13 protein-coding genes and 1 pseudogene are annotated in these 15,393 nt (G+C 69.4%); 13 read left to right on the forward strand and 1 reads right to left on the reverse strand.

Features of this window, described 5'->3' with window-relative positions:
- A partial coding sequence (locus DM816_RS13690) for a LysM peptidoglycan-binding domain-containing protein (RefSeq protein ID WP_162907443.1) occupies positions 1 to 1,670 on the forward strand: 1,670 nt, incomplete at its 5' end.
- 94 nt (positions 1,671 to 1,764) lie between these two features.
- Positions 1,765 to 2,280 (forward strand): GNAT family N-acetyltransferase, encoded by a 516-nt coding sequence (locus DM816_RS13695; RefSeq protein WP_117210604.1) that lies wholly within the window; start codon positions 1,765 to 1,767, stop codon positions 2,278 to 2,280.
- Between the two features lie 172 nt (positions 2,281 to 2,452).
- Here DM816_RS13695 and DM816_RS45795 read toward each other — a convergent pair.
- Positions 2,453 to 2,854, reverse strand: a pseudogene (locus DM816_RS45795) (DUF6158 family protein); the annotation flags it as partial.
- Between the two features lie 277 nt (positions 2,855 to 3,131).
- Between DM816_RS45795 and DM816_RS13710 the strand changes: the two are divergent.
- From DM816_RS13710 to hutH, 11 genes are all read left to right on the forward strand, one after another.
- Positions 3,132 to 4,652, forward strand: a complete 1,521-nt coding sequence (locus DM816_RS13710) for a DUF4185 domain-containing protein (protein WP_162907444.1) — start codon at positions 3,132 to 3,134, stop codon at positions 4,650 to 4,652.
- Positions 4,649 to 4,978, forward strand: coding sequence for a hypothetical protein (locus DM816_RS13715; RefSeq protein WP_162907445.1), 330 nt, complete (start codon positions 4,649 to 4,651; stop codon positions 4,976 to 4,978). Before DM816_RS13710 ends, DM816_RS13715 begins: the two co-directional genes overlap by 4 nt.
- A gap of 59 nt (positions 4,979 to 5,037) precedes the next feature.
- Complete coding sequence (locus DM816_RS13720) at positions 5,038 to 5,847, forward strand: MOSC domain-containing protein (protein WP_117210608.1); 810 nt, start codon at positions 5,038 to 5,040, stop codon at positions 5,845 to 5,847.
- A gap of 82 nt (positions 5,848 to 5,929) precedes the next feature.
- On the forward strand, positions 5,930 to 6,247 hold the full coding sequence (locus DM816_RS13725) for a hypothetical protein (protein ID WP_162907446.1): 318 nt from the start codon (positions 5,930 to 5,932) through the stop codon (positions 6,245 to 6,247).
- Positions 6,231 to 7,217, forward strand: coding sequence for a LamG domain-containing protein (locus tag DM816_RS13730; RefSeq protein WP_117210610.1), 987 nt, complete (start codon positions 6,231 to 6,233; stop codon positions 7,215 to 7,217). Before DM816_RS13725 ends, DM816_RS13730 begins: the two co-directional genes overlap by 17 nt.
- Before the next feature lie 647 nt (positions 7,218 to 7,864).
- Entirely contained in the window at positions 7,865 to 8,689 is an 825-nt protein-coding gene (locus DM816_RS13740; RefSeq protein ID WP_117210612.1) for a MurR/RpiR family transcriptional regulator, read from the forward strand.
- A 5-nt stretch (positions 8,690 to 8,694) separates the two neighbouring features.
- Positions 8,695 to 10,359, forward strand: coding sequence for a urocanate hydratase (gene hutU, locus DM816_RS13745; protein WP_117210613.1), 1,665 nt, complete (start codon positions 8,695 to 8,697; stop codon positions 10,357 to 10,359).
- On the forward strand, positions 10,343 to 11,467 hold the full coding sequence (locus DM816_RS13750; RefSeq protein WP_117210614.1) for an allantoate amidohydrolase: 1,125 nt from the start codon (positions 10,343 to 10,345) through the stop codon (positions 11,465 to 11,467). Before hutU ends, DM816_RS13750 begins: the two co-directional genes overlap by 17 nt.
- On the forward strand, positions 11,464 to 12,741 hold the full coding sequence (locus tag DM816_RS13755) for a formimidoylglutamate deiminase (RefSeq protein WP_117210641.1): 1,278 nt from the start codon (positions 11,464 to 11,466) through the stop codon (positions 12,739 to 12,741). The genes DM816_RS13750 and DM816_RS13755 overlap by 4 nt, the downstream gene beginning before the upstream one ends.
- Positions 12,726 to 13,844 (forward strand): imidazolonepropionase, encoded by a 1,119-nt coding sequence (gene hutI, locus DM816_RS13760; RefSeq protein WP_117210615.1) that lies wholly within the window; start codon positions 12,726 to 12,728, stop codon positions 13,842 to 13,844. Before DM816_RS13755 ends, hutI begins: the two co-directional genes overlap by 16 nt.
- Complete coding sequence (hutH, locus tag DM816_RS13765; RefSeq protein WP_117210616.1) at positions 13,841 to 15,373, forward strand: histidine ammonia-lyase; 1,533 nt, start codon at positions 13,841 to 13,843, stop codon at positions 15,371 to 15,373. The genes hutI and hutH overlap by 4 nt, the downstream gene beginning before the upstream one ends.
- The last annotated feature ends 20 nt before the right edge of the window (positions 15,374 to 15,393 follow it).

Consider the following 15,393-nt stretch of genomic DNA (forward strand, 5'->3'; position numbering starts at 1 on the left):
GGGTGGCTTCCAATGCCGTGCCGCCGGCCACTGCCAACCCCGCGCCGCAGGTCACCGCCAACCCCGCGCCGCAGGTCACCGCCAACCCCGCGCCGCAGGTCACCGCCAACCCCGCGCCGCAGGTCACCGCCAACCCCGCGCCGCGGATGGCCGCGAACGCCGCGCCGCCACCGGCGGGCCTGGCTCAGACTGGAGTCCAGGCTCAAGCCGAAGTCCAGGCTCAAGCCGAAGTTCAAGCCGGGCAGATGGTTTATATCGTGCGCAAGGGCGACTGGCTCGGCCGGATCGCGCTCCGCTTCACCGGCGACTTCAACTGCTACAACGATATCGTCAAGCTCAACCCCAAGCTCATCAAGGATCCACACCACATCGAGCCGGGCTGGCGCCTGATCCTGCCGGCCGACGCGCGGGACCGCGGCATCATGGGCCACGCCACCGGCTCGGTCATCATGCCGCAGACTCAGGTGCCGCAGACTCAGGTGCCACAAACCCCGGCGCCACAAACGCAGGCGCCGCAGCCGCCCGTGGAAAAGCCTGCCCCGCCCGTCGAAAAGCCCGCCCCGCCGGTGGAGAGCCCCACCCCGAAACCGTCTAATGTGGATACACCGGCGAAGGAGGCCGGTGGGCCGGACCGCAAAGTGCCCACGACGCTCGCGGCCGGTGCCGGGCTGGCCGCCGCCAGCGTGCTCGCCGCGCACGTGATCCTGCACCGCCGCCAGATCAAACAGACCCAGATCCGGGTACGCCGCAGGCGCCGCGTCACCAAGGTATTCATGCCCACGGTCGAATCCGCCGTGCGCCAGATGGCCAAGCACCGCGCGGTCGACCGGCTCGACGCGTGCCTGCGCTCGCTGGCGATCGGCCTGCGCGGCCGGGCCCCCGCCGACATGCCCGACATCGCGGCCGTCTGGCAGGCGGGCGGTGACATCGCGGTGATCCTGACGGCGCCGTGCGCCGAGCCGCCCGAGCCGTTCGAGGAGCGTTGGCAGAACACGTGGTCGCTCACCGCCAACGCCCCGCTGCCGGAGTCGAGCTGGGCCCCGGCGCTGCTGCCCGGACTCCTGACGTTCGCGACCTGGCCGCAGGGCGGCGACCTGCTGGCCGACACCGAACGCACGGGCCTGCTCACGATCACCGGAGATCCGGAAAACTGCGAGAACCTGCTGCGCGCGCTGGCCGCCGAGGCCGCGAGCGCCCAGTGGACCGACAGCGCATCCGTGCTGCTGGCGGGCATGAACCCGCTCGACATGCGGCACATCTCGGCGCTCAACCCGAGCCGCGTCCGCACCACCGCTTCGATCCCGGAGGCGTTGGCCCGGATCAGCAAGCGGGCCGCGGGCAACGCGTCGATCCTGCACGAGACGCAGGCCCCCGACACCATGTCGGCCCGCATCAACAACCTGACCGAGGGCTTCTGGGCCACGCATGTGCTGTTCATCGCCGACCCGTGGGGTGAGCATTCGCAGCAGCTGCGCGAGCTCGACGCCCAGCTGGCCGGGCTGCGCCGGGTCGGCGTCGCGGTGATCGCCACGCATCCCACGGCCACCCGCTGGTCGGCGACGGTGAGCTCGGACCGCAGCCTGCACATGGCCTGGCTCGCGGTCGCCGGGGCCAACGCCCGCCAGCTGTCCACGGAGGAGCTCGCGGCACAGGTCGAGGCAGGGTCGTAATAATCCCACTGCGCTCAGGCGAAGCCGTGCTCTTGCGCGCCCGGGTCCGGATCGCCTCGCGTCCGGACCCAGCCGCTGCGGATAATCTTGGCCGGTGCGTTTTGAACTGGACCCGCCGCTGACCGCCGCCCGCCGCGAGGAGATCGTGACGTTGTGGCTCGACGTGTCCAACGCGGGCGGGGCTGTGGGTTTTGTCGCACCGGTGACCCGGGCCGAGGTCGGGGCGCTGGCACACCAGGCGTTCGAAGACGTCGAAAGCGGCGACGACCGGCTGTTGCTGGGATACGAGGGCGACCGGCTCACGGCCATGCTCCTGCTCGTGAGCCGGCGCTTTCACCTCTGCGAGCACTGGCGCACCGTGAAGCGGGTGATGGTCTCGCCCGACGCGCAGGGCCGGGGCTACGGTGCGGCGCTGATGCGCGAGGCCGAACGGGTGGCGCGCGAAATCGGGTGGGATGGCCTGTTTCTGACCGTGCGCGGCGGGCTCGGGATCGAGCGGTTCTACCAGTCGTTGGGATACAAGGAGGTCGGGCGGTTGCCGGGCGCACTGCGCGTCGGGCCGGACGACAACCGCGACGAGATCCAGATGTGGCTCTCGCTCACCTCATAGGGCGCTACGGCACGATGCGCTCGATCGCCGACGCACCGTGCTCGGCCAGAAAGCCGCGCGCCCACTCGACGTTTTCCGGCGTCGGGTCGCGGCCCACGGCGACCGCGAAATCCTCCGGGTCCCAAGGCTGGTCGGCCCCGGTGCGCAGCTCCCAGCGATCGCGGGCGCCCGCGCGCAGGCGCTCCGGGTCGACCTCGCGCTCCGGGACGCGGCGCAGATATTCCGCTTCGAGCTCAGCCATGCGCTCGGTGTGGGTTTCGAGCGCCTGATCCGAGCCGTGCCGCAGCGTGTCATGCCGGGTGCGGTGCAGCGTCCGCAGCTCGCGCAGCAGTTCCTCGTCGGTGAGCTGGCTCGACGGCACACCCGCGCCGGGCGTCGGTTCGGGCTCACCGCTCAGCTGCCCGACCGCGTCGGCGACCTCGTCCTGGGCATACTCGCCCTCGGGCAGCTCGTCGAGCGCGTTCATCACCTCGACCGGCGCGTCCGCCGCGACGGCGCGCCGGTGGATTTCGTCCCGGCTGAGCCGTTCCTGCCGGGTGAAGACCTCGTCGAGCAGGGCTTCGACCTCTCGCATGAGTGCGCGAGTACCCCCGTGCGCTCCGGCTAAACCGCACCACGGACCGGTGCCCTCACCCGCCGTCGGCTTCCGCTCAGCTCAGGCGCGCCGCGCTCGCCGGCTACAGCGACGCGGCCGAGCGTATGGGCGGCGAGAGCCATCCGCCCTTTGACCATGCCAATCTGGAGCCCGTCTGTGCCTGAGCGGGGCTGTGCCGGGTACCAAAGACAAATCTATGTAAAGAAAACGGCCGCAGCATCGACGGGCATCGACAAAGCGCGGTGTGATGCGATGCGTGAAATATCGCTCCTATATGGCAATCGCGCTCACGGCGGTGACGCTGGCGGCCTGCAACGGGCGCGCCACGGCGCCGACCGACATCACGCAGACCGGTGCGGTCTTGCACGCGCAGACCGAGTGCCTGGCCGAGACGACCGACAACCCGTGCACGGGCTGGTTCCAGTATTGGGCCGACGGCAGCACGAACATTCTGACCACGCCGCGCGTCACGGCCAACGTGCGCACCAACGGTTTCGTGGACTTCAACCAGACGGTGTCCGGCCTGACCCCGGACACGTTGTATCACGCCCAATTCTGCGGCTACGGCGACCGCAACATCGCCCAGCCCGGGTTGTGCATCGGCCCGCACGGGACGGGCGCGGTGCGGCCGGGAGTCCAGCCGGACGCCCGCGATTACAGTGCCACACAAAACTTCCGTACCGCGTCGGCCAACACCGTCGCGACCGTCGACATTGGACGCGTGCTGTCCACGGCGGACACCACGGACCGCCCCATCGGGCGCGACGGTGGGCACAGCATCGCTTACTCGTCCACCGAAGCGCTGTGGGTGTTCGGCGACACCGCGCAGCGCAACGGCCCCGCGTTCCTCGCCTACGGCACGGCCGCCAAGGGCCCGTACCAGGTGGGCGTCGCCCCGACCGGGCTGAGTGAGCTGCCCCGCCCGCCCGCGGCACCCCAGCCGGGGCTCACGTCACCGGCCAACTTCTTCCCGGCCCCGACGGGTCTGGTCACTCCCGACGATCCGCCCGTACCGTGCGGCAGCACGGGAAGCAACAGCTATTCGGCGGCGTGGATCTCGGGCGGCGCACGCATCCCGAATACCAACCGGGTCTTGCTGATCTGGGCCGAGATCTGCGTGGCGATCGGCGATGGCCGAGGCTGGCCGGTGGAACGGTGGCGCATGGCCGACTACGACCCTGCCACGAACCGGTTCGTGCGCTTCTTCACGCCGTTTGTGGCCAACCCGATGCGGGCGGGGCTGCCCAGCACGCTGACGCCGTCGAACCCGGTGTTCGGCGATGATGGGTACCTCTATCTGTTTGGCACCAAACGAAATCCAGACGCCATCTTCACCGCCCGCGTGAGCGCGAACCCCGACGCGTGGGGCGATCCGGCCAATTATCGGTGGTGGGGACGTCCCGGAGGGGCCAGTCCACAGTGGACCACCGACCACGCCTCGGTCGTGTCGCTCGTGTCGGGCGTCGAGCCGTGGGGCGTGTATGTCGGCGACTTCAGCGGCGTGGGCGGCGGCAGGCGCCTGGCCATGCTGGTGAAGGACAGCTTCTACGACAGCCCGCACTTGCGCATTTACACGGCCGGCAGCCCGCTCGGCCCGTGGACCGCGGGCCCGGTCGGCCGCGTGCCGGACAACTGCCAGGGCGGCGGGTTCGGTTGTTACGCGTTCAACGGCCATCCCCAGCTGAGCACATCGACGTCGTTTGTGTTCTCGTGGTACTCGCCCGGTGATCGCCAGCCCGACGGCGGCCATATCCGGTTGGGGACCATCCGCTGGTGATTTTGTTGGTACGCCGGCGGGCCGTGACGCAACCACCGCCACCCTCGCTTTACGGCCCGCCGGCGTATGAGCAAAAGGATCTGAAGGAGGGCCGGGCCCTGACGGAGGTGGCGGCCGTGCCGTGCACGCAGCCGCACACCGGCGAGGTGGTGGGCCAGTTCCAGCTGTCGGGCTCGTCGTATCCGGGCGAGGACGCGGTCGCGGCGCGGGCAACCGAGCAGTGCGAACTGCTGCTCGACGGCGACACCAGCCACGGGGACGAGGGCGACGACATCTTCCTGATGTATCCGCGCGAGCAGGATCGGAACAAGGCTCGCGCGCGGTGACGTGCATTGCCTACTTCACGACACCCCAAGCGGGAAGCCTGCGCGGATAAGGTCTGAGCATGCGGGTGATTGCGATACACACATATCCGGTCAAAGGATGCAGCGCGCTGGCGCATGACGCGGCCGCCGTGCAACCGTGGGGTCTGGAGGGCGACCGGCGCTGGCTGGTGGTCGGCCCGGAGGGTGTGGCGATCACCCAGCGCGAGGTCCCGGGGCTCGGCCAGCTCCGCGCGGTGCCGGGCCGCGATCACCTTGCCCTGACCCATTCGAAAGATTCTTATCTGGTACCAAATGAGGCATTCACCATCCCCTTGACGAGCAAGATTTTCGGTGCCGTCGTGCCCGCGAGGTCGGCCGGCCCGGACGCGGATGCCTGGGTGAGCAAGGTGCTCGGCGTGCCCGCGCAGCTGGTCTGGATGGACGATCCCACGACGGCACGGCCGGTCGTGCCCGACTTCGGGATCCCGGGCGACGTGGTCAGCTTCGCTGACGTGACCCCGTTGCTGCTGGCCAACACCGCATCGTTGCGCCGCCTCAACGACTGGATCGCCGAGGGCGACAGCCCCGACGAAGGCCCACTGCCCATGAACCGGTTCCGCCCCAACCTGGTCATCGACGGCGCGGCGCCGTTCCAGGAGGACGAGTGGGTGGGCCGCACCATCCAGATCGGACAGCTCGCCTATCGGGTGCCGCAGGCGTGCGGCCGCTGCGTCGTCACGACCACCGACCAGGCCACGGGCGCCAAGGGCCGCGAACCGCTGCGCACGCTGGCCCGGCACCGCAACGTCGAACAGCAGCTGCTGTTCGGCGTCCACCTCACGCCGGTCGAGCCGGGCGAGGTGCGGGTCGGCGATTTGTTGACCTTTTAGGACCCGATCGCCGGGTTGGCTTCCCGGGCAAACCCGATAGGCTGCGGGCTCGGGTTTGGACGACTACGGCTTTGCTACTTTCGTGGAAGGAGCGGTTCGGCGTGGGCAAGCACCGGCGGGACAACGAGGATCCGGCCCAACCCGCAGATCCACCCGCACCTCCAGCGGCGCCCTCGCCCGGCTCACCGGCGGCGACGCCGCCGTCACCCGGCTCGCCCACAGCGGCGACCACGCCGTCACCCACCCCGCCTACACCGGCCACCACGCCTTCGCCCAGTTCGCCGGCGGCGAGCCTGCCGTCACCCACCCCGCCCACAGCGGCGACCACCTCGTCACCCGGCTCACCCACAGCGGCCCCACCCGCACCGGACTCTCGCCTGGCGATGGCGGCTGCGGCTGACGACTCCGAGACGCGCGTGCTCGCGGCGATCGAGCCGGACGCCGACGAGTTCGTGCCTGCTCCGGGCGGTGCGCGCCGGCTCCTCATACCCGCCATCGTGGCCGGTGTCGTGCTGGCGGGCGGGGGCGGTGCCTGGATCCTTTCCGGACAGCCCGGTGGGCCGCGCCTGTTCCAGCCGCCCGGCACCAGCTCGCACACCACTGGCAACTCGGTCATCGAGGGGTTCGGCGAGGCGTCGGCAGAGCCTTCGCCATCAGCGAGCCCGCGCGTTTCGCCGAGCCCTTCGACCACCGCCCAGACTTCGCCCGCACCGCCGTCCCCGTCCCCGGCCCCACAGGCTGGGCCGCCCGCGCCCCTGGCGCATTACCGGTTCGACGAGTCGTCCGGCACGTCGTCCGCCGACGCGAGCGGGGGTGGCCGGACCGCCACGATCGCCGGCGGGGCCGGGTTCGTCTCCGGGCGGCTGGACAACGCGATCGACCTCAACGGATCGAGCCAGTACGTGGCACTCCCTTCCGGAATCCTCAGCGGCGCAACGGATTTCACCGTCGCGGCGTGGGTACGGCTCGACTCCAACTCCGCCTGGTCGCGCGTCTTCGACTTCGGATCGAGCGCGAGCGTCAACATGTTCCTGACCGCGCGCAGCGACGCGGGCACGGCACGCTTCGCTATCACGACCGGCGGCTACTCCAGGGAGCAACGGATCAACGCGCCCGCACCGCTCCCGACGGGCACGTGGACGCATGTCGCGGTGACGTTGCGCGATGGGGTGGGCATCCTCTACGTCAACCGGGCCGAGGTGGGCCGGACGACGGGCATGACGCTGTCCCCCGCCTCGCTGGGCAGCACGTCGCGCAACTGGATCGGCCGCTCCCAATACTCGGTCGACCCATACCTGAACGGGCTCGTGGACGACGTGCGCATCTACACCCGCGCGCTGCCCGCCTCCGAGATCGCCGCGCTCCCGTAGGTACACCCGCTCCCGCTTTTTCGGCACCACATCCGGGACAACGTCGCCGCACGCGCGAAAACCGGTGCAGTACCCGGCATCCTGCACTCAAGCAACCAAGCGCCGTCAATCGTGCTCGGCGACGAACAGTTGCCATGCGGAGCCGCCACACCCACGTTTCCTGTGTCACCGACGCCGAGCACGACCCCAAGATCACCGGGCAGAGCCACGCATCGGTCTCCGTGCGCACCCCGATGGGTGTAGCCGGGCAACCTGCCGGTTCGTGCGCAACGAGCTGCGCCACGGTCGCGAGCCTGAGATGACTGTCCCCCTGGACCACCGTGACCGGTGGCGTTGCAGGCGACGGCGTGGCCCACGGCGAGCCAACCGATCCACGAGTGCTGATGTCGGCCGCTGGCATCCTCGCGGACATGGCCGAACCGTGCGCCGGTCGCCGTCCCGATACCGCGCTCGGTGACCTGATCATGGCTCGGCGGCAGTTGCTGAACCTGAAGCGAACTCGCCGAGCGCCCGGCACCGCCGGATCCCTCGGATTGATCATGAAGTTAGGGTCACGCCACGCGTCGAGCATGGACGTAAGTGCATGATCAACGGACTGGTTGGGGTGTGGTTGCGTACTGAATGAAAGGTTGCATAGGGTTGAGGTTGTGAATGAGGCTGTTCGCGAACTTGTGCTGAGCACGCGTTTGACGCCGACGCAGCGGCGCATAGCGCGGGAGTTGGTGAACCGGGCAGACGAGGTGGCCTACCTGTCGGCTGCCGAGCTGGCCGAGCTCGCGCAGGTGAGCCAGCCGTCCGTGACCCGGTTCGCGATGGCGCTGGGCTTCGACGGCTACCCGGCGCTCAGGAGAAGGCTGCGCGACCTCAACGGACGCAACGGCCGCCCCGACCGGGCCGGAAACGAGCTGCAGCAGGCGATCCGCGACGAGGCGTCCAATTTGGAGCGTCTGGCGGACGGTCTTTCCGACCTGAGCGCCATCCAGCATGCCGGCGCGCTGCTCGCCGCGAGCCGGCCGCTGCCCGTGCTCGGGCTGCGCGCCGCCGCCCCGCTGGCCAACTACTTCGGCTACTTCGCCGCGAAGATCCACCCCGAGGTGCGCGTGCTGGAGCACGGCGGCAGCCTGCTGGCCGACCGGCTCGAACAGGCCGCCAGCTCCGGCACCAGCGCCGTGCTGGCCTTCGCGCTGCCGCGCTACCCGCGAGAGCTGCTCGACGCGCTCGCCGAGGCCCGCGCGCTCGGCCTTCGCATCGTCGTCATCACCGACTCGCCCGTCAGCCCGGCCGCCGACCGCGCCGACATCACGCTCACCGCCGCGGTCGGGTCGCAGCTCGTGTTCGACCTGCACACCGCGCCCATGGTGCTGGCCATGGTGCTGCTGCAGGCCATGGGCGACGCCGACCCGACCGCGACGCAGCGCCGCCTCGAAGCATTCGAACTGTCCGCAGCCCGCCGCAATCTCTTCGTGGAGTGACTTCAATGGAGCAGATCATCCGCGCCGCCACCGGAACCCAGTTGACCGCGCGCTCCTGGCCGCAGGAGGCAGCGATCCGCATGCTGTGCAACAACCTCGACCCGGACGTGGCCGAAAGACCTGAAGACCTTGTTGTCTATGGGGGTACCGGCAAAGCCGCCCGCGATTGGCCGAGTTTTCACGCACTCGTCCGGACGCTGACCACGCTCAAGGACGACGAGACGATGCTGGTGCAGTCGGGCCGCCCGGTGGGCGTGTTCCGCACGCACGAGTGGGCGCCGCGCGTGCTCCTTGCCAACTCCAACCTGGTGGGCGACTGGGCCACCTGGCCGGAGTTTCGCCGCCTCGAAAAACTAGGCCTGACCATGTATGGGCAGATGACCGCCGGCTCATGGATCTACATCGGCACACAAGGCATCCTGCAGGGCACATATGAGACGTTCGCTGCCGTGGCGGCCAAGCGCTTCGGCGGGACCCTCGCGGGCACCCTGACCCTGACGGCCGGGTGTGGCGGCATGGGCGGGGCACAGCCGCTCGCCATCACCATGAACGGCGGCGCATGCATCGTCGCCGATGTCGACCCGCTCCGCATGCAAAAGCGGGTCAATACGCGCTACCTCGATGTCGTGGCGTCCGATGTGGACGAAGCCGTCGCCATGGCCTTGCAGGCCAAGCGGGAGAAGCGTCCGCTCAGTGTCGGTGTGGTCGCCAACGCGGCGTGGCTGTTTCCGTACCTCCTGGAAAAGGGTATGGAAATCGACATCGTCACCGATCAGACCAGCGCGCACGATCCCCTTTCCTACCTTCCGCTCGATGTCGATCTCGGCGATGCCCCCGACTACGCGGCCAAGAAGCCGGAGGAATTCACCGACCGGGCGCGGGCGAGCATGGCCAAACACGTGGAGGCCATGGTCGGGTTCATGGACAATGGGGCCGAGGTGTTCGACTACGGCAACTCGATTCGGGGCGAGGCGAAGCTCGGCGGATACTCGCGGGCGTTCGCCTTCCCGGGTTTCGTGCCCGCCTACATCCGGCCGCTGTTCTGCAAGGGCAAGGGCCCGTTCCGCTGGGCGGCGCTTTCGGGCTCGAAAGAAGACATCGCGGCGACCGATCGTGCGATCTTGGACCTGTTCCCGGAGAACGAGTCACTGGCCCGCTGGATCCGCCTGGCCTCGGAGAGGGTCGCGTTCCAGGGGCTTCCGGCGCGCATCTGCTGGCTCGGCTATGGCGAACGCGACAGGGCGGGCGCTCGCTTCAACGAGATGGTCGCCGACGGGACGCTCCGCGCGCCCATCGTGATCGGCCGCGATCACCTCGACTGCGGCAGCGTGGCCTCGCCCCACCGGGAGACAGAGTCCATGTTGGACGGTTCCGACGCAATCGCAGACTGGCCCCTGCTCAACGCGCTGGTCAACACCGCCAGCGGCGCGTCGTGGGTGAGCATCCACCACGGCGGTGGCGTCGGCATGGGCCGCTCGATCCACGCGGGGCAGGTGACGGTCGCCGACGGGACGCAACTCGCGGCGCAGAAGATTGAAAGAGTGCTCACCAACGACCCGGGTATGGGAGTCATCAGGCACGTGGATGCCGGTTATGACCAGGCGGCCGAGGTCGCCAAGGAGAAGGGTGTTCGAGTACCCATGGACGAGTCTTATGAAGCTACTGGATGAGATCGCAGACATCGGCCGCGACCCGGTCAGCGGCGGTTACGTCCGGTATGCATGGACCGAGCCCGAGCTAGCGCTGCGGGACTGGTTCCGCGATCAGGCCACCCAACGCGGGCTGGCGCTGGAAGACGACGGCAACGGCAACATCTTCGCGTGGTGGGGATCGGGCCCGGACGCCGTGCTGACGGGCAGCCATCTCGATTCCGTGCCCCACGGCGGCGCATACGACGGCCCGCTCGGCGTGGTCAGCGCACTGCTGGCGATAGACGAGCTTCGCCAAAGAGGAGTCAAGCCCGCCAAGCCCATCGGGATCGCGGTCTTCGCCGAGGAGGAGGGCTCCCGGTTCGGGCTGGCGTGCCTCGGGTCGCGCCTGCTCACCGGTGCCGTCGCTCCCGATCAGGTCGACCTTCAAGGCGTGTTCGAGCCCGTCGGCCGCAGGCAGGACATCCTCGACCGCATCGGCTGCTTCGTCGAGCTGCACATCGAGCAGGGCCGGGCACTGCAGCGCCCGGTCGGGGTGGCCAGCGCGATCTGGCCGCACGGCCGGTGGCGGCTGGACTTCGCGGGCGAACCCAACCACGCGGGCACCACCCAGATGGGCGACCGCCGCGACCCGATGCTGACGTTCGCCTTCACCGTGCTCGCGGCGAACAAGGAGGCACGGCTGCGGCACGCACACGCGACGATCGGCCGGGTGCAGGTCGCCCCAAACGCGACAAACGCCATCCCCTCTTCCGTGCGGGCATGGCTTGACGCGCGTGCGCCATCGCCCGAAATCGTCGACGAGTTGGTGGAGGCGTTGCGCGCCAAGGCAAGCGAGCGTGCCTCGCGCGACGGGACCACCGTGACGATGACCGCCGAGTCGATCACGCCCGCCATCGAATTCCACATTGGACTGCGTGATCGGTTGGCCCGCCTGCTGGACGCGCCGATCCTGCCGACCGGTGCGGGCCACGACGCGGGCGTGCTCAGCGCCTACGTGCCGACCGCGATGCTTTTCGTGCGCAACCCGACCGGAGTTTCGCACTCCCCATTGGAGTATGCGGCCGATGAGGATTGCGAAGCGGGTGTCACCGCGCTCGCCGATGTGCTGCAGGACCTGACGTGTTGACGATCTACCGCTGTGAGTATGCCTGGCTGCCCGACGGGATCGAGCGCGACGTGGCGATCCAGGTCGAAAACGGCTACATCACGGCGGTCTCCCCCGCATCATCGGGCGGCATCGCACGGGCCGGCCTGACCATCCCGGGGTTTGCCAACGCCCACTCGCACGCGTTCCACCGGGCCTTGCGCGGGCGCACGCACAACGGCGGCGGCGACTTCTGGACCTGGCGCGAACAGATGTACCGCGTGGCCGCCAAGCTCGACCCGGACTCCTACTATCGCCTGGCCCGTGCCGTGTACGGGGAGATGGCCCTGGCAGGCGTCACGACCGTGGGCGAGTTCCATTATCTGCATCACGCGCCGGGCGGCGCGCGCTACAGCGATCCCAACGCCATGGGCCACGCCGTCATCCAGGCCGCGCACGACGCGGGCATCCGCATCACCCTCATCGACACGCTGTACCTTCAGGCCGGGGTCAACGGCGAGCCGCTCAGCGAGACGCAGCTCCGGTTCAGCGACGGCGACGCCGACGCGTGGGCGGAAAGGGTCGCGGGCATCGTCGGCACCCGGATCGGCGCGGCCATTCATTCGGTACGGGCCGTGCCCCCGTCCCAGATGCGCCCGGTGGCAGAGTTCGACGGCCCGATCCACGCCCACGTTTCCGAGCAGGGCGCCGAAAACGAGGCGTGCCAGGCGCTGCACCACTGCAGCCCGGTCGAGCTGCTCGCCGAGCGGGGCGTGCTGCAGCAGGGATTCACGGCCGTGCACGCCACCCATCTGTCCGAAAGCGACATCGCACAGCTGAGCCAGGCGTACACGTGCTTCTGCCCCACGACCGAACGCGACCTGGGCGACGGCATCGGTCCGGCTCGCGCGCTGCACGAGGCGGGTGCGCAGCTCACGCTCGGCAGCGACAGCCACGCGGTGATCGACCTGTTCGAGGAGTCGCGCGGACTCGAACTCAACGAGCGGCTGGCCTCGCAGAAGCGTGGCCGGTTCAGCCCGGACGAGCTGCTGTTCGCGGCGACCAAGGCGGGCCACGACAGTCTGGGTTGGACAGACGCGGGCCGCATCGCCGTGGGCCAGCGGGCCGACCTGGTGACCGTGTCGCTCGACTCGCCGCGCACGGCGGGCAGCGACCCGGCCGGAATCCTGTTCACCGCCACGGCCGCCGACGTCACGCACGTGGTCGTCGACGGGCGTGAGGTGGTGGCCGATGGCCGGCACGTTTCTCTCGATGTGGCCGGCGAGCTTCGGGAGGCCGTGTGCGCACTCTACTGATAGGCAATATCGGCGAGCTCACCACGCACGCCGGCGGCGAAGGCGACGCGCTCATCGTCAGCGATCGCGTCGAGTGGATCGGGTCTTCGAAGCACGCGCCCGCCGCAGACTCCTATTTGGACGCGGGCGGCGGGGCGGTCATCCCCGGATTTGTCGACAGCCACAGCCATCTGGTGTTCGCGGGCGACCGCGCCTTCGAGTTCGCCGCCCGCATGGCCGGCTCGCCTTACACGGGCGGCGGGATCCGTTACACGGTCGAGCAAACCCGCGCCGCCTCCTCCTGCGCGCTGGAGGCCAACGCCACCCGGCTCGTCACCGAGGCCCGCCGCCAGGGCACGACCACCATCGAAATCAAGAGCGGCTACGGGCTCACGGTCGACGATGAGGCCCGCAGCCTGCGCATCGCGGGCACCCTCACCGAGGAGACCACCTTCCTCGGCGCGCACATCAAACCCGGTGATGATTACGTGTCGCTGGTGGTAGGCGAAATGCTGGCGGCATGCGCGCCGCACGCCAAGTGGATAGACGTGTTCTGCGAGCGGGGTGCGTTCGACGTCGACGAGTCCCGGGAAATCCTGACCGCGGGCGTCAAGGCGGGCCTACAGCCACGCATCCACGCCAACCAGCTCGGGCCGGGCGGCGGCGTGCAGCTCGCGGTAGACCTCGACTGCGCCAGCGCCGACCACTGCACATATCTCAGTGACGCCGATGTCGCGGCCCTGGCTTCTTCGCAGACCGTCGCGACGCTGCTGCCCGGATGCGAGTTCTCCACCCGCGCGCCCTATCCCGACGCGCGCAGGCTCATCGACGCGGGCGCGACCGTGGCCATCGCGACCGACTGCAACCCCGGTTCGTCGTACACCTCATCCATGCCTTTCTGTATCGCCGTCGCCGTGCGCGAGATGCGCATGACCCCGCACGAAGCGCTGTGGGCGGCGACGGCGGGCGGCGCTGCGGCACTGCGCCGCAACGACATCGGTCACCTGGGCATCGGCGCCCAAGCCGACCTCATCATCCTCGACGCCCCGAGCTTCGTGCACCTGGCCTACCGGCCCGGTGTCCCGATTGTCAAAACCGTTGTGCACAAAGGAGTGCCGCAGTGATTGTGATAGCGCCCACCGGATGCAAGCCAGAAGACGTGCTCGCCGTCGCCCGCGGGGACGCGCAAGTGCGCATCGCTCCTTCATCAATCGCGGCACTCGAACGCAGCCGGTCCATTGTGGACGAGATCGAGCGCGACGGGCTGCCGGTGTATGGCATCTCCACCGGATTCGGCGCGCTGGCCAACACGTTCATCTCGCCGTCGCGCCGGGCCGAGCTGCAGCATGCGCTCATCCGCTCGCATGCGGCCGGGATCGGCGCGCCAATGCCGCGCGAGGTGGTGCGCGCCATGATGCTGCTGCGGGTGAGGTCGCTCTGTCTTGGACATTCGGGGGTACGCCCACTCGTGGCGCAGGCGTTCGTGGATCTGCTCAACCATGATGTGACGCCGTGGGTGCCCGAGCACGGATCCCTTGGCGCGTCGGGAGATCTGGCACCGCTCGCACACTGCGCGCTGGTGTTGATGGGCGAGGGGTGGGTGCTCGGAAAGGACGGCCACAGGATTTCGGGAAGCGACGCCCTGCACGCGGCGGGCCTTGCCCCGATAGAACTATCCTCCAAGGAGGGTCTTGCCCTTATCAACGGGACCGACGGCATGCTCGGCATGCTGCTGTTGGCCTGCCACGACTTCGGCCACCTGTGCACGATGGCCGACATCACGGCCGCCCTGTCGATCGAGGCGATGCTCGGCTCCGATCGGCCCTTCCATCCTTCGCTGCACGAGATCCGGCCGCATCCGGGGCAGATCGTGAGCGCGGCCAACATCTATCGGCTGCTGCAGAACTCGTCCATCATGGACAGTCACCGGCACGACATGACGCACGCGGTGCAGGACGCATACTCCATGCGGTGCGCGCCGCAGGTCGCCGGCGCGGCACGGGACACGCTCGAGTTCGCCCGGACGGTCGCGGCGCGGGAGCTCGTGTCGGTGGCCGACAACCCGGTCGTGCTGCCCGACGGGCGGGTCGAGTCCACGGGCAACTTCCACGGCGCGCCCTTGGGTTTCGCCGCCGACTTCCTGGCGATCGGGGCCTGCGAGATCGGGTCGATCAGCGAACGCCGGATCGACCGCTTGCTTGACGTGACCCGATCGCGCGACCTGCCGCCGTTCCTCACGCCCGATGCGGGGGTCAACTCGGGCCTGATGATCGCGCAGTACACGGCCGCGGGCATCGTCGCGGAAAACCGGCGCCTGTCCTCGCCCGCGTCTGTGGACACCATCCCGACCAGCGGCATGCAGGAAGACCACGTGTCAATGGGCTGGGCGGCTTGCGTGAAGCTGCGGCGGGTACTCGACAATCTCACCAGCATCCTTGCCGTGGAGCTACTCTCGGCTGTCCGCGGCCTACAACTCCGCTCGCCCCTCACCCCCTCGCCCGCCGGACAGGCCGCCATCGCCCACGTTTCCACCTACGCCGGCGAGCCAGGCCCCGACGTCTACCTCGCGCCGATCCTGGAGCACGCCCGCGCCAGCATCGCCGGCCCCGACCTCCTACAAGCCATCGAATCCCACCTCGGCCCCCTCCCCTAGCCCCGGGGGCGGGGGTGAGC

The sequence above is a fragment of the Allorhizocola rhizosphaerae genome (assembly GCF_003426775.1).
GTDB classification, from domain to species: Bacteria; Actinomycetota; Actinomycetes; order Mycobacteriales; family Micromonosporaceae; genus Allorhizocola; species Allorhizocola rhizosphaerae.

What these genes read in the sequence shown, in the direction of transcription:
- DM816_RS13720 (WP_117210608.1), top strand. Translation starts at nt 5,038, where the DNA reads ATGCGGGTGATTGCGATACACACATATCCGGTCAAAGGATGCAGCGCG.
- DM816_RS13730 (WP_117210610.1), top strand. Translation starts at nt 6,231, where the DNA reads ATGGCGGCTGCGGCTGACGACTCCGAGACGCGCGTGCTCGCGGCGATC.
- hutU (WP_117210613.1), top strand. Translation starts at nt 8,695, where the DNA reads ATGGAGCAGATCATCCGCGCCGCCACCGGAACCCAGTTGACCGCGCGC.
- DM816_RS13750 (WP_117210614.1), top strand. Translation starts at nt 10,343, where the DNA reads ATGAAGCTACTGGATGAGATCGCAGACATCGGCCGCGACCCGGTCAGC.